Below are 21,657 nucleotides of genomic sequence, written 5' to 3'. Positions count from 1 at the left end.
ATCGCAGGCCCACCGGTTGACCGAGGACGAATCAGAACGGGGAGGGAGACGAATGCCCACGCGACAGCCCGTGCGCATCAAGGCCAGGCGCACACCGGGAGACCTGCTGGCGGGCCTCGGCGCGCTCGTCGTCCTGGTCGCGCTCATCGCGGGGGTCCCCTACGCCCTGCTCCGGCTGGCCGGGCCGCCGCTCCCGCCCGAGCTGCTCAACCTCGACCTGCTGACCAGCCAGGTGGGTACGAGCACGATCGTCGCGATCCTCGTGCTGCTGGTCTGGCTCGCGTGGCTGCAGCTGGTGGTCTGCGTGCTGGTCGAGATCTACGCGGGTCTGCGCCGGGTCGGCATGCCGGCGAGGGTGCCGCTGTCGGGCGGTACGCAGATGTTCGCCAACCGGCTGGTCTCGGCGGCCATGCTGCTGTTCACCGTCTCGGCGGTGGCCCTGCCGATCGCGAAGATGACCAGCCTGCCGCCCACCGCTCCCGGCATCGTCTCCACCGGCCTGTCGTCGCCGTCCGCGCCGGCCGCCGACGAGCGGGCCGAGCTGGCGCCCGCACGCAAGGCGAAGAAGGTCTACGTGGTGCAGCCGCCGCACGGGCGCCACCACGAGAGCCTGTGGGAGATCGCGGAGAAGTGCCTCGGCGACGGGCGCAGGTATCCGGAGATCTACCGGCTCAACCAGCACAAGGAACAGCCCGACGGCAGCCGCCTGCACATGGCAGACCTGATCAGGCCCGGCTGGGTCCTGGACATGCCGGACGACGCGCGCAACATCCACATCGTCCCGGCCTCCCAGCCGCGTGACGACACCCTCAAGGACCACCCGGACAAGCCGACGGAGCTGGACGGCCGTACCCAGACCTTCACCCCCGGCGGCGCCGACCTTCCCGCGGAGCCCGCGCCCGAGGTCTCCGACCCCCGCGAAAGGGCCGGGGCCGACGGGAGGCGGGAGGCCGGCCCGGCACAGGAACGCGGGGACACCGCTCACGACGGTGCTCGTGACGGTGCTCGCGACAGGGCCCGCACCGTGCCCGATACACCGCCCGTGACGGTGCCCGACAGCGGGCGGCAGGACCCCGGGCAGGTGGAGCGGCGAGACCCGGCGGCGGTGGCGGAACCCCCTGACATCGGGCAGAACGCCGGGCAGGACACCGCCCTGGGGATGCTCGACTACCTGGCGGGGGCCTCGCTGGCGGCGGCGGGACTGCTCGCCGCGCTCGGACGCAGGCGCAGGCAGCAGCTCTGGCGCCGCGCGTTCGGGTACCGGATCACCCGGCCCAGGGACGACGCCGCCCAGGCCGAGCTCGCGCTCAGGCTCGGTGCCGACGCCCCCGGCAGCCGGATGCTCGACGTCGGACTCCGGCTCCTCGGCAGGTCCCTCGCCGCCCAGAACCGCGTCCCGCCCACGGTCTACGCCGCCCACCTGTCGCCGCAGACCCTCGACCTGTGGATCCACCCGCCGGACTCCGACGCGCCCGCGCCCTGGACCGCCCACGACGGCGGCCAGGTCTGGCGGCTTCCCGCGCACGAGGGCCGGATGATCGACGAGCGGACGCTCGCCGACGCGCCCGCCCCCTACCCGGGACTGGTCTCGCTCGGTTCCAACGGTGAGGGCCGGGTGCTCGTCGACCTGGAGGCCGCCCACGGGCCGATCGGCATCAACGGCCCGCGGGCCACCGAGGCCCTGGCCGCGCTCGCCGTGGAGCTGGCCACCAACCGCTGGTCGGACCGGATGCGCCTCACGCTGGTCGGCTTCGGCGAGGAGCTGACCGTGATCGCCTCCGATCGGATCAGATACGTGGGCGCCCTGGCGGAGATCCTGCCCGAGCTGGAGGCGGGAGCCGGTAAGCGCGATCACGCCGGTGAGGTGCTCACCGGCCGGATCCACGGGCGCGCCACCGACCCGGTCGCCACGCCGCACTACCTGCTGTCCGCGATCGCCCCCACCCCCGAGGAGGGCCGCCGCCTCGCCCTGCTCGCGAGGAAGGGCGTGCGGACCGCGGCCGGGTACGTGATCGCGGGTGACGTGCCACACGCCACCTGGAACTGGACGATCACCGAGGGGGGCCGCGCCGAGGTCGACGCGCTCGGCTTCGACGTGGCCGCGCAGCTGCTGCCCCGGCGCCAGTACCGGGCGCTGATCGACCTGTTCCTCGCGACCGAGCGGCTGGAGGGCGAGCCGCTTTCCGACGAGCCGGAGCCCGTACCGCACACGCCCTCGGTCGAGGTGCGCATCCTCGGTCAGGCCGAGGTCGTCGGCCCCCCGCCCATGGAGGAGGGACGGGCCGTGATCGCCGTCGAGCTCGCCGTCTACCTGGCGACGCACCCCGGCGGCGTTCACCCCGTCGTGCTCGGCGGCATCCTCTGGCCGAGGGGCGTGCAGTCGGTGGTGAGGGACGCCACGATCGCGAGGGTCGTCGCCTGGCTGGGCACCGACAGCCAGGGGCGGCCCAACCTCTACGCCGACGAGTCCGGGCGGCTCAGGCTCGGCCCCGAGGTGCGCACCGACTGGATGCTCTTCCGCGACCTCGTCCGCCGGTCGCACGCCAACCCCGCCGGGCGTCCCGAACTCCTTGAGCGGGCACTCGGCCTGGTACGGGGCCCGCTGCTGAACGGCCGTCCCCGTGGCCGCTACGCCTGGCTCGCCGCCGACGACCTGGAGTACAACGTGACCGCGGGCGTCGCGGACGCCGCGCACCGGCTCTGCGAGACGCGCCTGGCCCGAGGCGAGACCGACCAGGCCGTCGCGGCGGTGCGTGCCGGGCTGTTGCTGGCCGCGGACGACGAGGGGCTCTGGCGCGACCTGCTGCGGGCCACCCACCTCACCGCCGACCCCGTCCGCCTGCGCGCCGTGGTCGACGCCCTGCACCGCAGGGCCGAGTCGCACCCCTACGGCGGCGGGATGGCTCCCGAGACCGAGGCCCTCATCGACGAGCTGCTGCCCTCGTGGCGGATGCGCTCGGCCCCGACCGCATGACGGGCCGGGCGGACCCGGCCCGTGCGCCGGACGTCACGCGGTGGCGGGCGGGTGCCGTGCCCGGCGACCGTCGGGCGGGAGGTGTGGTGGGTCGCTGTGCGGAGGACCAGGAGGACCAGGAGGACCAGGAGGACCAGGAGAGAGTCATGCCGAATCGCGCATATCGGTGGTTTCGGTGGTTGGGCGCTCCTAGCGTGATCGGTGTGCGTGTCGCGATCGCGCTGGTCGTACTCCTGTCGACGGCCTGTGCCCCCTCGGAGGCCGAGCGGTTCACCCCCGTCGACCTTCCCCCCGAGACCTCCGCGCCGGGCTCCGCCGCGACGGCGCCGAGGGCGCCGAGGGTGGAGACGGTCCAGGTCTCCGCCGACGTCCAGGTGGTGGTGGAGTGGCCGGCCACGACCGACGAGGACACCACCGCGATGATCAACACTTTCCGCGACTACCGTGCCGGGTCCTTCCGCGCGGTCGTCACCGGAGGAGAGGACACCGCGTACTACGAGACGGTCCAGGAGGGGGCGAGCAGGGACGCGTACGCGTGGGTGAAGGCGTTCCTGGACCAGCGCCGTTCGGTGCGCGGGGTCTCCCGGCTGTACGCGCTGAACGTCGTCTCGGTCACCGGCAGGGGTGCCGAGTTGAACGCGTGCGTGGACGAGACCGGGATGCGACTGCTGGACGCGGAGACCGGGAAGGCGGTCCGTAAGCAGCCCGACTGGGCCAGGCGCCCCTTCCTCCAGGTCGCCGGCCTCCGGCGGGGTGACGACGGGGTCTGGCGGATCAAGCTGCTCCAGCACGCCAAACCTTTCAGTGACGCCTCGAAGGGATGTCATCGATGATCATGAATGTGGTGGTCGCGGGGCTGCTGCTGCTCGCTCCGGGCCCCGGTGACCCCGGTGGCGGCGGTGGTGGCTCCGATGTTCAGGTCCGAGGCAGCCAGGACGGGAACACGGCGCGGGTCAGTCTCAAGAACTCCCAGATCATCATCAGCGGGAACGGCCGCGGGGGGAGAAGCGACGGCTACCGGCTCAAGCGGCCCTGCTGGTACGAACCCGCCCAGAACGCCTCCGAGATGCTGGACTTCCAGCAGCGGACCACCCGGGTGGATCCGGGCGCGCCGCAGACCCGGCAGGAGGCACTCAAGCCTTTCGTGGAGAAGCTCGGCGAGGAGGGACGCTGGTGGACGGTCGCCCACGACGCGTCCGATCCCAACGGGGTGAGCTGCCAGATGGGGCTGGACACCTACGTGTTCGTGCCGCCCAACACGACCCCGCCCGCGGGGATCACCATGGCCGAACTGGTCGACATCGCCCGCGCCGCGCTCACCGTCCCCGAGCCGAAGATCGAGCTCAACCCGGACGCCAAGAGCTACGTCAACCTGCCGACCTGGGTCTGGCTGAGCGGGGTCGGCGAGACCACCAGGTCCGTGACCGCGACGCTGCCCGGGATCATGAGCGCCACCGTGACCGCCACCCTGCAGGACATCCAGATCGACGCGGGTACCACCGAGGACCGGGCGGAGGTCAAGGAGGAGTGCGGGCCGGGCGGCAAGCCGTACCGGCAGGGCGCCGAGTTCACCTGCGGTGTCCGCTACCTGCGCTCCTCGATCGACCAGCCGCGTGACGTCTACGTGCTGGAGGTCACCTCGGTCTGGCCCATCGAGGTCGAGGACGACGTGGTGCCCTTCGTCTACGACCCGATCGAGGTGGGGGTGACCCGCGACGTCCCGGTGGGCGAGGTACAGAGCACGGTGAGAAAGGCCGGTTGACCGCCCGGGGTGATCGCCGGTCCCGGGAGGACCGGTCGGCCGTCCCGGGAAGGCGCGGGGTGCGTCGAGGAGGTCCGGTCAGCGGTCCGTACCGGTCATAGGCCGGTCACGGGCCGGTGACCGGCCCGGCGAGACGCGGAGCACGGCCGGAACGGCCGGGTCAGCGGCCCTCCCCGCGGGCCCTGAGCCGTTCGGCGGCCGGTGCCCCCTCGTGGGTGAGCAGCCACTGCTTCACCGGGGTGCCGTAGTAGTAGCCGCCGTACCCGCCGGTGGACGGCAGGATGCGGTGGCAGGGGACGAACGGCGCGATCAGGTTCCGCGCGCACGCGGACCCCGCCGCCCTCGCGGCGGTCCTGGGCAGGCCCGCCCGCTCGGCGAGCTCGGCGTAACTGATCGTGACGCCCGCGGGCACCTGGCGCAGGGCGGTGAGCAGCCGCTGCCGGGTGGGCGTGCCCGGCTGTTCCACCGGAACCGCGTCGAGGGCGGCGAGGTCGCCGTCCAGATAGTCGCGTACCGCCCGCGCCGGCCCGCCCAGGTCGTCGGCGAGAACGAGCCCCTCGGCGCGTACCTCGGGGGAGAGCCGCGCGAACATCTCCTCGGGTCCCGCCGTGGTGAAGCCCGCCGCCAGCAGCACGCCCTCGCGGGCGAGCATGGCGAGCGGACCGGCAGGGGTGTCGAGAACCTGTGCCTCTATCATGCCGAGCTCCAAAGGTGCAGCGCGGCGTACGCCCGCCAGGGACGCCACCGCTCGATGTGATCTTCAGGGATGCCGAGGCAGGCCATGGCCCGCCGCAGGCCGAGGTCTCCGCCAGGCCAGGCGTCCGGGTCGCGCAGTGCCCGCAGCGCGATGTAACCGCAGGTCCACGGCCCGATGCCGGGAACCTCCAGCAGTCCGGCCACCGCCCGCGCCGGCTCCTGCGCGCCGTCCAGGTCGATCTCGCCGCTCGCCACTTTTACGGCGAGCGCCTTCAGCGTCGCCACCCGCCGCCCGGTCAGGCCCAGCCCGGCGAGATCGGCCTCGGCGAGCTCCTCCGCGGTCGGGAACAGGTGGGCCGGCCCCTGCCCGCCGGTGGGGCGGCCGGCCCTGGCCGCGACGCGGCCCAGGATGGTACGGGCACCCGCGACGGAGATCTGCTGGCCGACCACGGCGCGGACGGCCATCTCGAAACCGTCCCAGGCGCCGGGTACGCGCAGCCCGGGGCGGGCGGCGACGAGCGGAGCCAGCGAGGTCTCGCCGAGGGCGGAGGAGATCGCCTCGGGGTCCGCGTCGAGGTCGAGGAGGCGGCGGCAGCGGGCGACGATCCTGGCCAGGTGGCGGGTGTCGTCGACGCTCACCTCCAGCCGTACGTGGCCGGGCACGGGGGTGAGGGCGATCGTTCCGCCGGGGACGGCCCGGCGGTAGGACGTGCCGTCCCCGTGCTCCAGCCCCGGGATCGCCCTCGCCGCCAGGAACCGCATCAGGGTCTCGGCGTCGTACGGCTCCCTGCGGTGCAACCGCAGGGTGAGCGCGTCGCCGGGTATCTGTGGCCTCGCCCCCGTCGTCGCCCGCAGCTCGCCGGGCGTGAAGCCGTAGGTGTCCTTCATGGTCGCGTTGAACTGCCGTACGCTGCCGAAACCCGAGGCGAACGCCACGTCGACGATCGGCAGCCCGGTCTCGGTGAGCAGTTGCTTGGCCAGCAGCAGGCGCTTGGTCCTGGCCACGGCGAGCGGACCCACGCCGATCTCCGCGGTGAACAGCCGGTGCAGGTGCCGTCCGGTGATGTGCAGCCGCCCGGCCAGCCGGGTCATCCCGCCGTCGTCCGCCACCCCCTCGTCGATCAGCCGGAGCGCCCGGCCGACCAGGTCGCCCCGGTGGTCCCAGCCGGGATCGCCGGGGCTCAGCTCGGGCCGGCACCGCTTGCACGGCCGGAACCCGGCCGCCTCGGCCGAGGCGGCGTGGCGGTAGAACCGCACGTTGCGGGTGGAGGGGGTGCGTGCCGGGCAGATCGGCCGGCAGTAGATGTTGGTGGAGGTGACCGCCGTGTAGAACCGCCCGTCGAACCGGGCGTCCCTCGCGGCCACCGCGCGGTAACAGGAGTCGAAGTCGAGTTCTCTCACGGACACGGTGACGACGCTACCCGCGGCTCAGGGGGGACAGCTGGCGGGAATCGGACCTGGCCGTGGCGGCTGTCGCGACAGGGGGGCCGGGACGGTCCAAGGAGGGGCGAGAACGAGCGAGGTCGGCACGGGTGAGGCGCCGGGCGCCAGGGCCGGGACCCTCCAAGGAGGGTCGGGAACCCACCTGGAGAGCGCCGCCCGCACCCCGTCCAAGTCGGCAGGGACGGTCTACGGAGGATCGGGAACCGGCCGCGGCGCTCGTCACGACACAGGGACGGCCGGGGACCGGACGCCCCGGCGGGGGTCACTTGGAGGAGACGCCGACGCCGATCTCGAACTCCCGGTAGACGCGGGCCCAGAATCCGTCGCGGAGCCAGACGCGCGCCTCGGGGTACGGGCGCAGGGAGTGGCCCAGCTCCTTCTCCGCCTCGATGAGCAACTCGGTGTCGATCACCGTGGGAAGGATCGGCCCCGGCAGCAGGTCGCGGATGTTGTCGCGGCCGCGGGTGAGGATCCACTTCTGGGCGACGTGCTCGCCGACCTCCTCGACGCGCGGGCGGCTCGGCCCCAGCTTGGTGACCTGGCCCACGGGTGCCTTGGGCTTGGCGGCGGTGCGCCCGGCGAAGACCTGGGCGGGGGAGGGGGCGATCGGGGGCACCGGCACGGGGACCGGCGCGGGGGCGCGGCTGAAGTAGGAGCGCAGGAAGTCGGCGCTGATGATCTCGACGGTGTCGGACTCCCAGACCAGACGTTCCGCCTGGTTGGTGCCGTAGGGGGGCTCCACGCCCCACAGGTGGATCCGCACCCCGTAGGCCTGGGCGGCCTCGACGGCGGGGACCATGTCCTCGTCCCCGGCGAGCAGTATCGTGTCGCTCACCGCGTGGTGCCTGGCCAGTGCCTCCAGGTCGCTCCTGATCTGCGCGTCCACGCCCTTCTGCTGGCCTCGGGCGTTCAGGTTGCCCAGGCGCACCTTGACCCAGGGGAGCTGGGCGATGACCCGCTGGTCGACGGTCGGCACCCGGTCGCGGGCGGCGTCGTACCAGTAGATCCGGAGCAGCTCGCCGTGGATGCGCTCCTCGGCGTGCTTCTGCAACGCCTGGATCAGCTCGTCCGCCGCCACCCGGTATTCCTTGCGCTCCTTGGCGCCCAGGAGCACCTCCCCGGCCGCCGCGTACAGATAGCCGACGTCGACCAGGACGGCGTACTTCGCGGCGATGGGATGTGATGTGAGGTCCAGGATGCTCATGTCGTCCTCCAGGCCTCGGAACTAGCTGATCGGCTGACTATATGCGCCCATTTCTTAGATGGTCCCAACTCTCGCGCAACTTGACACCCCGTTCTCTGGATCTATCTCGGCAGCGCGCTGGATCGCCACGCGCCTTGTCCGACAGGAAGTGCTTTTCGCATGCGATCTGAGGGATTGCTCCAGGATTTCGAGGTCTGCGGGGTTTTTTGCGCCGGATTCGCCGGTGTGGCGCGCGCCGATAGGGCGATCACCACCGCGGCGATCTCCTCGAGGGTCGCGTCCCCTTTAATGATCTTCAGGTGTCTCATAGCGGGATGTTCCCGTGCTTCTTCGGGGGCAGGGTCGCGCGCTTGCCGCGCAGGGCACGCAGCGCCTTGACGATCTGGACGCGGGTGTCTGAAGGGCGGATCACGGCGTCCACATACCCACGTTCGGCCGCGAGATACGGGTTGGCGAGAGTGTCCTCGTATTCGGTGACGAACCTGGCCCGCGCGGCGTCCGGCTCCTCGGCCGCGGCCAGCTCGCGCCGGTAGAGGATGTTGACCGCGCCCTGCGCGCCCATCACCGCGATCTGCGCGGTCGGCCAGGCCAGGTTGATGTCGGCGCCCAGGTGCTTGGACCCCATGACGTCGTACGCCCCGCCGTACGCCTTCCTGGTGATGACCGTGACCAGGGGCACGGTCGCCTCCGCGTAGGCGTAGAGCAGCTTGGCGCCGCGCCGGATGATCCCGTTCCATTCCTGGTCGGTGCCCGGCAGGAATCCGGGAACGTCGACGAATGTCAGTACGGGAATGTTAAAGGCATCGCAAGTGCGAACGAATCTCGCGGCTTTCTCGGAGGCCGCGATGTCCAGCGTTCCGGCGAAACTCATCGGCTGGTTGGCGACGATCCCCACGGAGCGCCCCTCGACCCTGCCGAAACCCACGAGGATGTTCGGCGCGAATTGCGCGTGCACCTCCAGGAATTCGCCGTCGTCGAGGACGTGTTCGAGAACCGTACGCATTTCGTAGGGCTGGTTCGCCGAATCGGGGATCAGCGTGTCGAGCTCGCGGTCGGAGTCGGTGGTCTCCAGCGGCGGATCGGCGTCAAACGCCGGTGCCTCGTCCATGTTGTTGGACGGCAGGTACGACAGCAGCGCCCTGGCGAAATCCAGGCAGTCGGCCTCGTCGGACGCCTCGTAGTGGGCCACGCCCGAGCGGGAGTTGTGCGTGTGCGCCCCGCCGAGCTCCTCGAACGTCACCTCCTCGCCGGTGACCGTCCTGATCACGTCGGGGCCGGTGATGAACATGTGCGACTTCTCCGACACCATCAGCACGAAGTCGGTGAGCGCGGGCGAGTAGACGGCGCCACCCGCGCAGGGACCCATGACCAGCGAGATCTGCGGGATCACCCCGGAGGCGTGGACGTTGCGCCTGAAGATCTCGGCGTACAGACCCAGCGAGACGACACCCTCCTGGATGCGCGCCCCTCCGGAGTCGTTGATGCCGATCACCGGGCAACCGGTCTTCAGCGCATGGTCCATCACCTTGACGATCTTCTCTCCGAAGACCTCGCCCAGGGACCCGCCGAAGACCGTGAAGTCCTGGGCGAACACCGCGACCGGGCGGTCGTCGACCGTGCCGTACCCGGTCACGACCCCGTCACCGTACGGCCGCTGGCGCTCCAGGCCGAAACTGGTGGACCGGTGCCTGGCCAGCTCGTCGAACTCCACGAAGCTGCCCTCGTCGAGGAGGGCGAGCACCCGCTCCCTCGCGGTCATCTTCCCGGCGGCGTGATGCTTCTCGACGGCTCGTGCCGAACCCGCGTGGGCCGCCTCACCCAGGCGGCGCTCAAGATCGGCCAGCTTGCCGGCCGTCGTGTGGATGTCGGGTCCGGAATCCAGCGGTTCGGCACTCAGGGGCTCGCTCATTCCAGCAGGGTAACCGTCCGCTCACATCGCGAACCATTGGGGGCGATCGTTCGTTCCCCCTGCGAGCGGACTGATCGGTCAACTCTGGGGAAGGGCGGCGCGATGGCTGATATCACGGAGGCGGTAAGAACACGGGGGCTGTTCAAGAGATTCGGGCAGCAGGTGGCCGTGGGAGGTGTCGACCTGGTCGTGCCACAGGGCGGTTTCGCCGGGCTTGTCGGACCCAACGGGGCGGGGAAGACCACCACCCTCAGCATGGTCACCGGCCTGCTCCGCCCCGACGACGGCTCGGTCCACATCGGTGGCGCCGACGTCTGGCGTGACCAGGTCGCGGTCAAGGCCCGCATCGGGGTGCTCCCCGAGGGGTTACGCCTGTTCGAGCGCCTGTCGGGCCGGGAACTGCTCTCCTACAACGGCCAGCTCCGCGGCATCCCCAAGGCCGAGGTGGAGCGGCGGGCGGAGGAGTTGCTGAACGTCATGGCCCTCACCGGCTCGGCGGACAAGCTCGTCGTCGACTACTCCACCGGCATGCGCAAGAAGATCGGCCTGGCCGCGGCGCTGCTGCACAACCCCGACGTGCTCTTCCTCGACGAGCCGTTCGAGGGCGTCGACCCGGTCAGCGCCAACACGCTCGTCGAGGTGCTCAGGCGCTACACCGCCTCCGGCTCGACGGTGGTCTTCTCCAGCCACGTGATGGAGCTCGTCGAGCGCCTGTGCGACTGGGTCTCGGTGATGGACCGAGGGCGGATCGTCGCCCAGGGGCCGCTGGACGAGGTGAGGGCGGGCCGCAGTCTCAACGAGGCGTTCCTCGCCCTGGTCGGGGCGAGGGGCGACGGCGATCCCGCGGGACGGGAGGGCCTGTCGTGGCTGGGCGCGACCCCCTCGTGAGCGCCGGGACCGTACGGGTGGGGCCCATGGTGTTCGTGCGGCTCAAGCTGCGGCTCGTCGCGGGAAACCTGCGGGGCAGCACCCAGCGCCTGCTGGGGTTCGTCTTCACGACGATCGCCGCGTTCCTCTTCGGCACCGTCGGCTTCCTGATGATGTCCTCGCTGCGCCTCGCGTCCGCCGACCTCGCCGTGGAGACCGTGACCGTGCTGTTCACCGTCTTCCTGGTGGGCTGGGCGGTCGTACCGCTGCTGGCGTTCGGGCTGGACGACACGCTCGACCCGTCGCGCCTCGCCCTGTTCCCGCTGCGGACCGGCCAGCTCGTCACCGGCATGTTCGCCGCCTCGATCACCGGCGTGTGGCCGCTCGCCTCGCTCGCCGTGACGGCGGGGGCGGTGGCCGCTCTGGCCACCGGGATCGGCGGGGTGCTCCTGGGTGCGGTCGTGGTTCTGCTCCACTTCGCGCTCTGCGTCATGCTCTCCCGGCTGGTCACCACGTCGCTGTCGGGGATCCTGCGCACCCGCAGGGGCCGCGACGTGCTCGCCGTCTCGGTGGTCTTCTTCGTCCTGGCGGCCCAGCTGCCCAACCTGCTGCTCAACGGCGGCGTGTCGGCCGATCCCAGGGCCGTGCTGCACGCCCTGGCCTCGGCGCTGAGCTGGACCCCCTCCGGTGTCGCGGCCCGCTCCATCGCCGACGGCGGCCTGACGGCGGTCGCCGGGGCGGCCCTGCTCGCGCTCCTGATCGCCGGGGTGGGGTGGCTGTGGATCGCGGCGCTGCGCCGCGCCCTGGTCACCTCCGACGCCTCCACCCAGGGCGCGTCGGTGCGCAACTCCCGTGGCCTGCTGGCGAAGGTCCTGCCCGACGGCCCGCTCGCCGCGGTCGCGGGCAAGGAGTTCAAGTACGCCAGGCGCGACCCGCGAGGCAGGGTCGGCTGGTTCGCCGCCATCGCGGTCACCGGGGTGATGGCCTTCTCCATGTACGGGGACGGCGAGGGCGCGGCCGGGGGCGTCCTCGCGATCGCGCCCGCCTGCATCGGCGCGGTGATGATCAGCATCCAGTGGTGCAACGCCTTCGGCATCGACGGCCGTTCCCTGTGGATGAACGCCGTCGCCTACGGCACCGACCGTGACTGGCGTACCGACATCGCCGGGCGGCACCTCGCCGTGGCGACGATCGCGGTCCCGTTGCTGCTCCTGCTCGCCGCGGTCGCGGCGCTGCTCGCCGGGGACGTCGGGTGGGTGGTCCCCGCCACGCTCACCGCCTGGGGCGTGCTGGGGGCCGGGCTCGGCGTGGGCGCGCTGACCAGCGTGCTGGTGCCCTACACCGTGCCCGAGCGCCTGAACGCCTTCACCGGCGCGGCCCCCGGCCAGGGCGGTATCGCCTTCGTGGCGTCGTTCGGCGCGCTGATCTGCACCGGCCTGCTCGCGCTGCCGATCGTCCTGCCGATCCTGCTCGGTCTCACGTGGGTCAGCGTGCTCGCGGTGCCGTACGGGCTGCTGCTCTCCTGGGGCGGCCGCAGGATCGCGGGAAAGATCGCCTTCGCCAGGTATCCGGCGCTCCTGGAGGCGACCTCCGTCGCCACCTGACGCCCACCCCGCGCTCCCCTTCCGGCCGTACGCGGGCCCGGAGGGGAGCGCCCCGACGGCTGCCTGAACGGTCACGAACGGTCCTCGGCGGCTGTCACGTACGGCCCCGGGAACGGCCGGGGATCAGCCTCCTCAGTGGTCTAGTCCAATGGGTGAGACCGGTCTCCGTTCGACAAAACGGACTGGGTACGCTGGCGAGCATGCCCGCCACCGTGTCCCATCAGGCAGAGCGTTCCTCCGCTGTCACCGAGATGCCCGACGAGCTGCGCGCGGACGTGCGACTGCTCGGCGAGCTCCTGGGGCAGGTCATCGCCGAGCATGGCGGCGATGACCTGCTCGCCGATGTCGAACGGCTGCGTAAGGCCGTCATCGGGGCCCGCAGAAAGCAGGTGTCGGTCGACGAGATCACCGCGATGGTGGCCGAGTGGCCGATCGACCGCGCGGTGCAGATCGCCCGCGCGTTCACCTGTTACTTCCACCTGGCGAACCTGGCCGAGGAGCACTTCAGGATCCGCACGCTCAGGGTTCGCGACACCGGCGAGGAGCCGCTGCCCGAGTCCCTGGCGCAGGCTGTGCAGGAGCTCGGCGACGGCAAGGTCGCCGAGCTCGTCGAGGGACTGCGCCTGCACCCCGTGCTGACCGCGCACCCCACCGAGGCCCGCAGGCGCGCCGTGGTCACCGCGATCCAGCGCATCAGCGGCCAGCTCGCCGCCTACAACAGCTCGGACAGGGGCGCGGCCGAGCGGGCGGAGACCCGGCGACGGCTGCTGGAGGAGATCGACCTGCTGTGGCGTACCGCCCAGCTCAGGTCCACCAAACTCGACCCGCTGGACGAGGTGCGCACCGCGATGGCGGCCTTCGACGAGACCCTCTTCCGGGTGGTCCCGCAGGTCTACCGCGCCCTGGACGCCGCGCTCGGCGGCGGAGGCGGCACCGCCAAGCCCCGGGCCCGCGCCTTCATCAGGTACGGCAGCTGGATCGGCGGCGACCGCGACGGCAACCCGAACGTCACCTCCAAGGTGACCAGGGACGCCGTGCTCATCCAGGCCGAGCACGTGCTGATCGCCCTGGAGAACGCCACGCTCAGGATCGGCCGCTCGCTCACCCTCACCGCCGACTACACCCCCGCCTCGGCGGGGCTGAGGGCCGCGCTGTCGAGCGCCGTGAACGACCACCCCGACGTGGTCTCGGAGATGGCGACCCGCTCCCCGAGGGAGCCGCACCGGCAGTGGCTGATGTTCGTCGCCGCCCGCATCGCGGCCACCCGCCAGCGCGGCCTCGACCTGGCCTACCGCTCGCCCGAGCAGCTGCTCGCCGACCTGCGCACGGCCCAGGACTCGCTGGTCGAGGCCGGGGCGAACCGGCAGGCGTACGGAGAGCTGCAGCACCTCATCTGGCAGGTGGAGACCTTCGGCTTCCACCTGGCCGAGCTGGAGGTCCGCCAGCACTCGCAGGTCCACGCCGCCGCGCTGGAGGACATCGCCGCCGGGCGCACCTCCGAGCGGACCGAGGAGGTCCTGGCCACGATCCGCACGATCGCCTGGATCCAGGAGCGGTTCGGGGTGACCGCCTGCCGCCGCTACGTCGTCTCCTTCACCCGTTCGGCCGACGACATCGCCGCCGTCCACGCGCTGGCCGCGCACGCGCTGGGCGACCGGGCACCCAGGCTCGACGTCGTCCCGCTGTTCGAGTCGGGCGCCGACCTGGCCGCCGCCCCGGCCGTCCTGTCGGGGATGCTCCAGATCCCGGCCGTACAGGCCAGGCTCGCCGAGGAGCGGCGCCTGGAGGTCATGCTCGGCTACTCCGACTCCGCCAAGGAACTCGGCCCGGCCGCCGCGACCCTGAAGCTCTACGAGGCCCAGGAGGAGCTCGCCGCCTGGTCGGCCGAGCACGACGTGCCGCTCACGCTGTTCCACGGCCGGGGCGGCGCCCTGGGCAGGGGCGGCGGCCCGGCCAACAGGGCCGTGCTCGCGCAGGCCCCCGGCTCGGTCGGCGGCAGGTTCAAGGTCACCGAGCAGGGCGAGGTCATCTTCGCCCGCTACGGCCACGACGCCATCGCCCGCCGCCACATGGAGCAGGTCACCTCGGCGGTGCTGCTCGCCTCCACCCCGTCCATCGAGGCCCGTACGGCCGAGGCGGCGGGGCGCTTCCGCGGTGTGGCCGAACGGGTCGCCTCCGCCTCGGAGAAGGCGTACCGGCTGCTGACCGAGGCGCCCGGCTTTCCCGAGTGGTTCTCCCTGGTCAGCCCGCTGGAGGAGATCGGCTCGCTGCGCCTGGGTTCCCGCCCGGCCCGGCGAGGTCTCGGCGCGCCCCGGTCCCTGGACGACCTGCGGGCCATCCCGTGGGTGTTCGCCTGGGCACAGACCCGGGTCAACCTGCCGGGCTGGTACGGCCTGGGCAGCGGCCTGGAGGCGGTGATCTCCGAGGCGGGCCTGGACGAGCTGCGCGCCGCCTACCGCGAGTGGCCGCTGTTCGCCTCGCTGCTGGACAACGTGGAGATGTCGCTCGCCAAGACCGACCGCGACATCGCCGCCCGCTACCTCGCGCTCGGCGCGAGGGACGACTTCGTCGAGCAGGTCCTGACCGAGTACGACCTGACGCGCCGCCTGGTCCTGGAGATCACCGGTCACACCCGCCTGCTCGAGGACCGCAAGGTGCTGTCCCGCGCGGTGCAGCTCCGCGACCCGTACGTGGACGCGCTCTCCCACCTGCAGTTGCGCGCCCTGTCCACGCTCCGCGCGGACGAGGGGCTGTCGGAGGGCGAGCGCGAGCGCCTGTCCACGCTGCTGCTCCTGTCGGTCAACGGCGTCGCCGCCGGCCTGCAGAACACCGGCTGAGCGCGGGCGGAAGGTTCAGCTGCCGATGCGGTGTGCCCCCGCGTAGACGTTGAAGCGCTCCTCGCGCAGGAAGCCGACCAACGTCATCCCGAACTCCCTCGCCAGGTCGACGGCGAGGGAGGACGGCGCGGAGACCGCGCAGACGACCGGCAGGCCCGCCGTGAGGGCCTTCTGCATGATCTCGTAGCTGGTCCGCCCGCTGACCATGAGCACGTGCCCGCCCAGCGGCAGTCTCCCGCTCATCATGGCCCAGCCGACCAGCTTGTCCAGCGCGTTGTGCCGCCCCACGTCCTCGCGGACCGCGAGCGGCTCACCGTCGGGGGTGAACAGGCCGGCCGCGTGCAGCCCTCCGGTCTTGCCGAAGACCCCCTGGGCGCTTCTCAGCCGGTCGGGAAGGTCGTACAGGACCTCGGGGGAGATGAGCAGGTCCTCCTGGTCGGGCAGCGGCGAGCAGCGGCCGCGCAGGGCGTCGAGGCCGGCGGTGCCGCAGACGCCGCACGCGCTCGACGTCACGAAGTGCCGGTCGAGCGAGGGCAGGTCGGGCAGCACGCGGCCGCGCAGCCGTACGGTCACCGTGTTGTAGCGCGCCTCCTGCGGCACGTCCTCGTCGGTGCAGTAGGCGATGGACGCGACGTCCGCCGGTGCCGCGACCCCCTCGCCGTACAGGAATCCGGCCGCCAGCTCGAAGTCGTGCCCGGGGGTGCGCATGGTGATCGCGACCGTGCGACGTTCCTCGCCTGCCTGGATGCGGATCTCCATCGGCTCCTCGGTGGCGAGGTCGTCCCGGCGCTCGTGAAGGGTCCCCGCCCGCATCTGCCCGACCCGCGCCCTGGTGGTGGGCCCCGGTCTCGGTGCGCTGAGATGTCTGCTCATACGTTCATCGTCTCTTTATCACGATCTTCCGTACGGTTTCCCGCCTCGGTCAAAAGCCTGACCTTGCCCGCCGACCCAGACTTCGGTAACAGTATTCCCTGGTCATTGGATTAATTCGGTAACAGGGGGTCGTTAGTGGAGGCAAGATGGCTAAGTGCTCGACTCGCCCTTCACTGATCTTGACCGCCCGCCGCTCTCTCAGGCGGCGCTCACCCGCGCCCTGGTCCGTCCCGGGGGCCTCTGGTCCGGCATCACCGTGGTCGACAGGACCGGATCGACCAACGCCGACCTCGCGCACGCCGTCCGCGACGGCGCGCGGCAGGGAGCCGTCGTCGTCGCCGAGTCCCAGTTCGCCGGGCGCGGCAGGCTCGGCCGTGTCTGGAGCGCTCCGCCGCGTTCCGGCCTGACGTTCTCGGTGCTCCTGCGGCCCGACCCGCCCATGTCCACACAGGGGTGGCTGCCCCTGCTCGTCGGCCTGGCGGTCGCGTCGGCCGTCCGGAAGGTCGCCGAGATCGACGTACGCCTCAAGTGGCCCAACGACCTGCTGATCGGCGAACGCAAGCTCGCCGGGGTGCTCGCCGAGCGGATCGACAGCGCGGTGATCGTGGGGGTCGGCCTCAACGTGAGCGTGCGCCCGGAGGAGCTGCCGGTGGAGACCGCCACCTCCCTGGTCATCGAGAAGGCCGCCTGCGCCGACCGCGACCCGATCCTGCGCGCGGTGCTGCGGGAGATCGAGACCCACTACCGCGAGTGGTCGGAGGCGGACGGCGACGTCGAGGCGTGCGGCCTGCGGGCCGCCTATCTCGCGGTCAGCGCCACTGTCGGGCGGGAGGTGAGGGTGGAACTGCCGGGCGAGCGGGTGCTGACCGGCACCGCCACCGGCGTCGACCGTGCCGGGCACCTGCTCGTCAGCTCCAAGGGGGAGGAGCACACGCTCAGCGCGGGTGACGTCGTGCATGTTCGGCCTCACACCTCGTGACGCAGGGCATGCACACGTGTCACGATTTGCCCCATGGGTTTGCCCGATCACCACATGACGGAGGGGGAGCGACGGATCAAGTCGTTCCATCCTCACTGGAAGCGACTCACCGGCCCGTTCCTCATGCTGATCCTGATCAGCGTGGGGTCCGGTGCCGCCCTTTACTTCATGCCCGACTTCGAGTATCGGCTCTACGCGCGCGTCGCGGTGGCGGTGATCGCCGTCGGCCTGCTGACGGTGTGGTCGTTCATTCCGTACCTGCGCTGGAAGAACGCCGTCTACATCCTCACCTCGCACCGGTTCACCATCAGTACGGGGGTGCTGAACAAGTCCATCGACGACATCCCGATGGTCAAGGTGAACACGGTCAGCGCCGACCAGACCTTCATGGAGAGGCTCCTGGGCTGCGGCACGCTGGTCGTCGAGTCGGCGAGCGAGCAGGGCCGGATCACGCTGCGGGACATTCCCCGCATCCAGGAGGTCCGGGCCGAGCTGTTCCGCGCGCTCGACGACGCGCTCGACGGGGAGCCGTCGGAACCCGGACGGTGACCCGTGGGGCGTGACCTCCCGGACCAGGGAAAGGCCGGGGAGGAGACGGAGGTCCCCATCGGACGTCCGGCGGCCGAGCACCACGCCGGACGTCCGACGGCCGAGCAGATCGAGCGCCTCTTCGTCGGCGCGTCTCCTCGCCACACCCGGATCCAGGTGGCGAGCCTCGCCCGGGTGCCTCAGGAGCTCACCGAGCGGATCTGGCGCGCGCTGGGGTTCGCCACGCTCCCGGACGACGCCGTGGCCTTCACCGACGCGGACGTGGCCGTGTTGGAGCGGGTCCGGGCGATGATGGAGGGCGACCTGCTGGACGACCAGACCGTCATCCGGATGGCGAGGGCGCTCGGCCAGACGACGGCGAGGCTCGCGCAGTGGCAGGCCGAGATCATGATCGGCGCCATGCTCGACCCGGGCCGCCGCCCCACCGACGAGGACCTGGCCGCGGTCATGGAGACCTCGCGCCGGCTGCTCCCCGACTTCGAGCAGATACTGGTCCACATCTGGCGCGCCCAGCTCGCCGCCGCGGGGACCCGCCTGCTCACGCTCGCCGACATCACCGACGAGATCGTGCCGGACAGGCTCACCCTCGCGGTGGGCTTCGCCGACCTGGTCTCCTTCACCCGGGTCTCGCGCGAGCTGGACGAGCGGGGCTTGGCCGAGCTGGTCGAGGGCTTCGAGTCGCGGGCCTCGGACGTGGTCGCCGAGCACGGGGGACGGATGGTCAAAACGCTCGGGGACGAGGTGTTCTTCACGGCGGCCGACCCGAGGAAGGCCGCGATGATCGCCCTGGACCTGGTCGGCGCGATCCGCAGATACGGGCCCGAGGTGCGGATCGGGCTCGCGTACGGTCCGGTACTGCCGATCATGGGCGACGTCTTCGGTACGACGGTCAACCTGGCGGCCAGGCTCACGGCCATCGCCCGCCCCGGCACGGTCGTCGTCGACGACAGGCTGGCCGAGGCGCTGAAGGGCGCGCCCGGTGTCGAGATCGGCCGCATCCGCCAGCGGCCGGCCCGTGGCCTGGGGGTGGTGCAGCCCTACGTGTTGCGCCGGGCTGGTAATCATTGAGTGCCGGGTGCCCAAGTCCGTTCAATCGGTAAGCGGGCCCGTGAAGGTCGAAACCATGACAGATGAGGTGCAGGACATGCCGTACACCGTGCAAGGCGTGGTCGCGCGTGGCAAGGGCGAGCCCGTCTCGCTGGAGACCGTTATCGTGCCGGATCCCGGCCCTGGCGAGGCCGTGGTGACGGTCCAGGCCTGTGGTGTCTGCCACACGGACCTGCACTACCGCGAGGGCGGCATCAACGACGAGTTCCCGTTCCTGCTCGGCCACGAGGCCGCGGGAGTGGTCGAGGCCGTCGGCGAGGGCGTCACCGAAGTGGCCCCCGGTGACTTCGTGATCCTGAACTGGCGGGCCGTCTGCGGCGAGTGCCGCTCCTGTCTGCGAGGCCGTCCCTGGTACTGCTTCAACACCCACAACGCCACCCAGAAGATGACCCTGGAGGACGGCACGCCGCTCAGCCCGGCCCTGGGCATCGGCGCCTTCATCGAGAAGACCCTGGTCGCGGCCGGGCAGTGCACCAAGGTCGATCCGTCGGCACCGGCGCAGGTGGCCGGACTGCTGGGCTGTGGCGTGATGGCGGGCATCGGCGCGGCGATCAACACCGGCGGCGTGACCCGCGGTGACAGCGTGGCGGTCATCGGATGCGGCGGCGTCGGCGACGCGGCCGTTCTCGGCGCCGGCCTGGCGGGCGCCTCGAAGATCATCGCGGTGGACGTGGACGACCGCAAACTCGCCTGGGCCAAGGAGTTCGGCGCCACCCACACGGTCAACTCCCGCACCTCCGACGTGGTCGAGACGGTCAAGGAGCTCACCGGCGGCAACGGCGCGGACGTCGTCATCGAGGCGGTCGGCCGCCCGGAGACGTACCGGCAGGCCTTCTACGCCCGCGACCTGGCCGGGACCGTCGTCCTGGTCGGGGTGCCCACCCCGGACATGACGCTGGAGCTGCCGCTGCTCGACGTCTTCGGCAGGGGCGGCGCGCTGAAGTCCTCCTGGTACGGCGACTGCCTGCCCAGCCGCGACTTCCCCATGCTCATCGACCTCTACCTCCAGGGGCGGCTCGACCTCGACCGCTTCGTCTCCGAGACGATCGGCCTCGGCGACATCGAGGACGCCTTCGCGAAGATGCACCGCGGCGAGGTCCTGCGCTCGGTGGTGATCCTGTGATCGACAAGGTCGTCACCTCGGGAACGTTCTCACTGGACGGCGGGACCTGGGACGTCGACAACAACGTCTGGATCGTCGGCTCGGCGAGCGAGGTGCTGATCGTCGACGCAGCCCACGACGCCGCCGCGATCGCCGAGAGGGTCGGTGGCCGCGAGGTCAAGGCCATCGTCTGCACCCACGCGCACAACGACCACATCGACGCGGCGGCCGACCTCGCCGAGCGGACGGGCGCGCCGATCCTGCTTCACCCGGCCGACCAGGTGCTGTGGGAGATGGTCTACACCGACCTGCCGTACACCCCGCTCAAGGACGGGCAGGTGCTCTCGGCCGGCGGAATCGAGCTGACCGTGCTGCACACGCCCGGCCACGCTCCCGGCGCGGTCTGCCTGTACGGGGCGGAGATCGGCGCGGTCTTCACCGGCGACACCCTGTTCAACGGGGGGCCCGGTGCGACGGGGAGATCCTTCTCCTCCTTCGACACGATCATCGAGTCGATCAGGGAGAAGCTGCTCACCCTGCCGCCGGAGACGGCCGTGCACACCGGTCACGGTGAGTCCACCTCCATCGGCGCGGAGGCGGGGCACCTGGAGGAATGGCTCGCCAGGGGCCACTGACCCGCGCCTTTCCGCACTCGATCCGCTCACGCGTCCCGGTCTTCGCCGGGGCGCGTTCGCGTTTCCGGCTCCCTCGCCCCGGTGGCGTGTCCACGGGTCCCCTACCCGGGTTTCCGGTGGACCTTTTCGCGTGCTCACCCGCAAGACGGCCCTGCTGTCGCGAGGTTTCCCGCACGTCGACCGGTTGCCGCCCGGGTGGGAACTTCGGACCGATGACAGAGAGATTAAGGTCGTGTGCCCTAGTTCACATAGGCAAGGCTTACCAAATGAGCTAGTTTAGGTGTGCCTAACCTATGGTAGCCTCCAGAAAGGTCGCACCCCCGTGTACGTATGCCTCTGCCGTGCGGTCACCGAGAACGAGGTGCACGACTGCATCTCGGCAGGGGCCAGAAGCGCGCGCCAGATCCGCGATGCCACGGGCGCCGGCGGCGACTGTGCTTCTTGCGTGCGAAAAATCTGTGCGATCCTGAAGCGGTCTGAAGATTTGATGCCGACCGCATAGCACGAGGAGCCCGCCATGCAGGGCGACAAGAAAATCATCGAACTGCTCAACGAGCAGCTGACCGCGGAGCTGACCGCGATCAACCAGTACTTCCTGCACGCCAAGATGCAGGAGAACTGGGGGTATACCCGGTTGGCCAAATACACCCGCGAAGAGTCCATCGACGAGATGCGCCACGCGGAGAAGCTCACCGACCGCATCCTCTTCCTTGAAGGACTGCCCAACTACCAGAAGCTGGGCACCCTCCACATCGGCCAGACCGTCGCCGAGCAGCTCCGCGCGGACCTGGACGTCGAGCTTGAGGTCGTCACCCGGCTGAAGCCCGCCATCATCCTGATGCGTGAGAAGGGTGACGCCACCTCGGCCCGGCTCTTCGAGGAGATCCTGGAGGACGAGGAGCGCCACATCGACTACCTGGAGACCGAGCTGGGTCTCATCGGGAGCCTCGGGGAGCAGCTCTATCTCGCCCGCTACGCAGAGCCGCCCTCGGCGTCTTGAAGTAATAAAGCATGAACACGCCCACCAGATCCCCTCTGGTGGGCGTGTTCTGTTTTGTCGCCTCGCCCTTTTGGGGTGCTGTGCTTTCCAGGCACTTCCAATGCGGGAGACCTACT

The 21,657-nt window shown here is 71.1% G+C and carries 19 protein-coding genes; 13 read left to right on the top strand and 6 right to left on the bottom strand.

Features of this window, described 5'->3' with window-relative positions; genetic code table 11:
- The first annotated feature begins 52 nt into the window (after nucleotides 1-52).
- From ACIBH4_RS08120 to ACIBH4_RS08110, 3 genes are all read left to right on the top strand, one after another.
- Nucleotides 53-2,974, top strand: coding sequence for a BTAD domain-containing putative transcriptional regulator (locus tag ACIBH4_RS08120; protein WP_362763182.1), 2,922 nt, complete (start codon nucleotides 53-55; stop codon nucleotides 2,972-2,974).
- 203 nt (nucleotides 2,975-3,177) lie between these two features.
- Complete coding sequence (locus ACIBH4_RS08115) at nucleotides 3,178-3,807, top strand: hypothetical protein (protein WP_362502502.1); 630 nt, start codon at nucleotides 3,178-3,180, stop codon at nucleotides 3,805-3,807.
- Entirely contained in the window at nucleotides 3,804-4,736 is a 933-nt protein-coding gene (locus ACIBH4_RS08110; RefSeq protein WP_362502499.1) for a hypothetical protein, read from the top strand. Before ACIBH4_RS08115 ends, ACIBH4_RS08110 begins: the two co-directional genes overlap by 4 nt.
- A 160-nt stretch (nucleotides 4,737-4,896) precedes the next feature.
- Here the strand turns inward: ACIBH4_RS08110 and ACIBH4_RS08105 are convergent, their stop codons facing one another.
- The 5 genes from ACIBH4_RS08105 to ACIBH4_RS08085 all read right to left on the bottom strand — a co-directional run bounded on the left by ACIBH4_RS08105 (nucleotide 4,897) and on the right by ACIBH4_RS08085 (nucleotide 9,988).
- The gene (locus ACIBH4_RS08105; RefSeq protein ID WP_362502496.1) at nucleotides 4,897-5,433 is read right to left on the bottom strand and encodes a methylated-DNA--[protein]-cysteine S-methyltransferase; all 537 of its coding nucleotides are present in this window, start codon (nucleotides 5,431-5,433) and stop codon (nucleotides 4,897-4,899) included.
- Nucleotides 5,430-6,839, bottom strand: a complete 1,410-nt coding sequence (locus tag ACIBH4_RS08100) for an AlkA N-terminal domain-containing protein (RefSeq protein WP_362763185.1) — start codon at nucleotides 6,837-6,839, stop codon at nucleotides 5,430-5,432. The genes ACIBH4_RS08105 and ACIBH4_RS08100 overlap by 4 nt, the downstream gene beginning before the upstream one ends.
- Nucleotides 6,840-7,137: 298 nt before the next feature.
- A complete protein-coding gene (locus ACIBH4_RS08095) occupies nucleotides 7,138-8,079 on the bottom strand; it encodes an NYN domain-containing protein (RefSeq protein ID WP_350946408.1) in 942 nt (313 codons plus the stop codon).
- Nucleotides 8,080-8,180: 101 nt separating this feature from the next.
- A complete protein-coding gene (locus ACIBH4_RS08090) occupies nucleotides 8,181-8,387 on the bottom strand; it encodes an acyl-CoA carboxylase subunit epsilon (protein ID WP_362763187.1) in 207 nt (68 codons plus the stop codon).
- Nucleotides 8,384-9,988: an acyl-CoA carboxylase subunit beta gene (locus tag ACIBH4_RS08085; RefSeq protein WP_362763190.1), complete on the bottom strand. Its 1,605-nt coding sequence runs from the start codon at nucleotides 9,986-9,988 to the stop codon at nucleotides 8,384-8,386. The genes ACIBH4_RS08090 and ACIBH4_RS08085 overlap by 4 nt, the downstream gene beginning before the upstream one ends.
- A 102-nt stretch (nucleotides 9,989-10,090) precedes the next feature.
- Here ACIBH4_RS08085 and ACIBH4_RS08080 point away from each other — a divergent pair, with 102 nt between their 5' ends.
- The 3 genes from ACIBH4_RS08080 to ACIBH4_RS08070 all read left to right on the top strand — a co-directional run bounded on the left by ACIBH4_RS08080 (nucleotide 10,091) and on the right by ACIBH4_RS08070 (nucleotide 15,296).
- Nucleotides 10,091-10,876 carry an ABC transporter ATP-binding protein gene (locus ACIBH4_RS08080; RefSeq protein WP_362502482.1) on the top strand — a complete coding sequence of 262 codons (786 nt, stop codon included), beginning with the start codon at nucleotides 10,091-10,093 and terminating at the stop codon, nucleotides 10,874-10,876.
- Nucleotides 10,852-12,459 (top strand): hypothetical protein, encoded by a 1,608-nt coding sequence (locus ACIBH4_RS08075; RefSeq protein WP_362502479.1) that lies wholly within the window; start codon nucleotides 10,852-10,854, stop codon nucleotides 12,457-12,459. The genes ACIBH4_RS08080 and ACIBH4_RS08075 overlap by 25 nt, the downstream gene beginning before the upstream one ends.
- A 200-nt stretch (nucleotides 12,460-12,659) precedes the next feature.
- Nucleotides 12,660-15,296 carry a phosphoenolpyruvate carboxylase gene (locus tag ACIBH4_RS08070; RefSeq protein ID WP_362502476.1) on the top strand — a complete coding sequence of 879 codons (2,637 nt, stop codon included), beginning with the start codon at nucleotides 12,660-12,662 and terminating at the stop codon, nucleotides 15,294-15,296.
- A 15-nt stretch (nucleotides 15,297-15,311) separates the two neighbouring features.
- Here ACIBH4_RS08070 and fdhD read toward each other — a convergent pair whose 3' ends face one another.
- Nucleotides 15,312-16,169 (bottom strand): formate dehydrogenase accessory sulfurtransferase FdhD, encoded by an 858-nt coding sequence (gene fdhD, locus ACIBH4_RS08065; protein WP_362502473.1) that lies wholly within the window; start codon nucleotides 16,167-16,169, stop codon nucleotides 15,312-15,314.
- Between the two features lie 154 nt (nucleotides 16,170-16,323).
- Here fdhD and ACIBH4_RS08060 point away from each other — a divergent pair, with 154 nt between their 5' ends.
- The 7 genes from ACIBH4_RS08060 to bfr all read left to right on the top strand — a co-directional run bounded on the left by ACIBH4_RS08060 (nucleotide 16,324) and on the right by bfr (nucleotide 21,541).
- Nucleotides 16,324-17,148: a biotin--[acetyl-CoA-carboxylase] ligase gene (locus ACIBH4_RS08060; protein ID WP_362502471.1), complete on the top strand. Its 825-nt coding sequence runs from the start codon at nucleotides 16,324-16,326 to the stop codon at nucleotides 17,146-17,148.
- Nucleotides 17,149-17,181: 33 nt separating this feature from the next.
- On the top strand, nucleotides 17,182-17,697 hold the full coding sequence (locus tag ACIBH4_RS08055; RefSeq protein WP_362502468.1) for a PH domain-containing protein: 516 nt from the start codon (nucleotides 17,182-17,184) through the stop codon (nucleotides 17,695-17,697).
- Nucleotides 17,698-17,754: 57 nt separating this feature from the next.
- On the top strand, nucleotides 17,755-18,765 hold the full coding sequence (locus ACIBH4_RS08050; RefSeq protein ID WP_399171869.1) for an adenylate/guanylate cyclase domain-containing protein: 1,011 nt from the start codon (nucleotides 17,755-17,757) through the stop codon (nucleotides 18,763-18,765).
- 76 nt (nucleotides 18,766-18,841) lie between these two features.
- Complete coding sequence (locus ACIBH4_RS08045; RefSeq protein ID WP_362503908.1) at nucleotides 18,842-19,927, top strand: S-(hydroxymethyl)mycothiol dehydrogenase; 1,086 nt, start codon at nucleotides 18,842-18,844, stop codon at nucleotides 19,925-19,927.
- Nucleotides 19,924-20,541 carry an MBL fold metallo-hydrolase gene (locus tag ACIBH4_RS08040; RefSeq protein WP_362502462.1) on the top strand — a complete coding sequence of 206 codons (618 nt, stop codon included), beginning with the start codon at nucleotides 19,924-19,926 and terminating at the stop codon, nucleotides 20,539-20,541. Before ACIBH4_RS08045 ends, ACIBH4_RS08040 begins: the two co-directional genes overlap by 4 nt.
- A gap of 280 nt (nucleotides 20,542-20,821) precedes the next feature.
- Nucleotides 20,822-21,043 (top strand): (2Fe-2S)-binding protein, encoded by a 222-nt coding sequence (locus ACIBH4_RS08035; RefSeq protein ID WP_362502459.1) that lies wholly within the window; start codon nucleotides 20,822-20,824, stop codon nucleotides 21,041-21,043.
- 15 nt (nucleotides 21,044-21,058) lie between these two features.
- Nucleotides 21,059-21,541, top strand: a complete 483-nt coding sequence (bfr, locus tag ACIBH4_RS08030; RefSeq protein ID WP_344747432.1) for a bacterioferritin — start codon at nucleotides 21,059-21,061, stop codon at nucleotides 21,539-21,541.
- The last annotated feature ends 116 nt before the right edge of the window (nucleotides 21,542-21,657 follow it).

Source organism: Streptosporangium sp. NPDC050284 (assembly GCF_044459525.1).
GTDB lineage: Bacteria > Actinomycetota > Actinomycetes > Streptosporangiales > Streptosporangiaceae > Streptosporangium.
The sequence above is the reverse complement of the archived record's forward strand: the minus strand, read 5'-3'. Positions and strand labels throughout refer to the sequence as shown.

Bases quoted from the DNA above. Each gene is read 5' to 3' on its own strand.
- ACIBH4_RS08080 (WP_362502482.1), top strand. From the start codon at position 10,091: ATGGCTGATATCACGGAGGCGGTAAGAACACGGGGGCTGTTCAAGAGA.
- ACIBH4_RS08110 (WP_362502499.1), top strand. From the start codon at position 3,804: ATGATCATGAATGTGGTGGTCGCGGGGCTGCTGCTGCTCGCTCCGGGC.
- bfr (WP_344747432.1), top strand. From the start codon at position 21,059: ATGCAGGGCGACAAGAAAATCATCGAACTGCTCAACGAGCAGCTGACC.
- ACIBH4_RS08090 (WP_362763187.1), bottom strand. From the start codon at position 8,387: ATGAGACACCTGAAGATCATTAAAGGGGACGCGACCCTCGAGGAGATC.
- ACIBH4_RS08045 (WP_362503908.1), top strand. From the start codon at position 18,842: ATGCCGTACACCGTGCAAGGCGTGGTCGCGCGTGGCAAGGGCGAGCCC.
- ACIBH4_RS08105 (WP_362502496.1), bottom strand. From the start codon at position 5,433: ATGATAGAGGCACAGGTTCTCGACACCCCTGCCGGTCCGCTCGCCATG.
- ACIBH4_RS08055 (WP_362502468.1), top strand. From the start codon at position 17,182: ATGGGTTTGCCCGATCACCACATGACGGAGGGGGAGCGACGGATCAAG.
- ACIBH4_RS08085 (WP_362763190.1), bottom strand. From the start codon at position 9,988: ATGAGCGAGCCCCTGAGTGCCGAACCGCTGGATTCCGGACCCGACATC.
- ACIBH4_RS08095 (WP_350946408.1), bottom strand. From the start codon at position 8,079: ATGAGCATCCTGGACCTCACATCACATCCCATCGCCGCGAAGTACGCC.
- fdhD (WP_362502473.1), bottom strand. From the start codon at position 16,169: ATGAGCAGACATCTCAGCGCACCGAGACCGGGGCCCACCACCAGGGCG.
- ACIBH4_RS08070 (WP_362502476.1), top strand. From the start codon at position 12,660: ATGCCCGCCACCGTGTCCCATCAGGCAGAGCGTTCCTCCGCTGTCACC.
- ACIBH4_RS08120 (WP_362763182.1), top strand. From the start codon at position 53: ATGCCCACGCGACAGCCCGTGCGCATCAAGGCCAGGCGCACACCGGGA.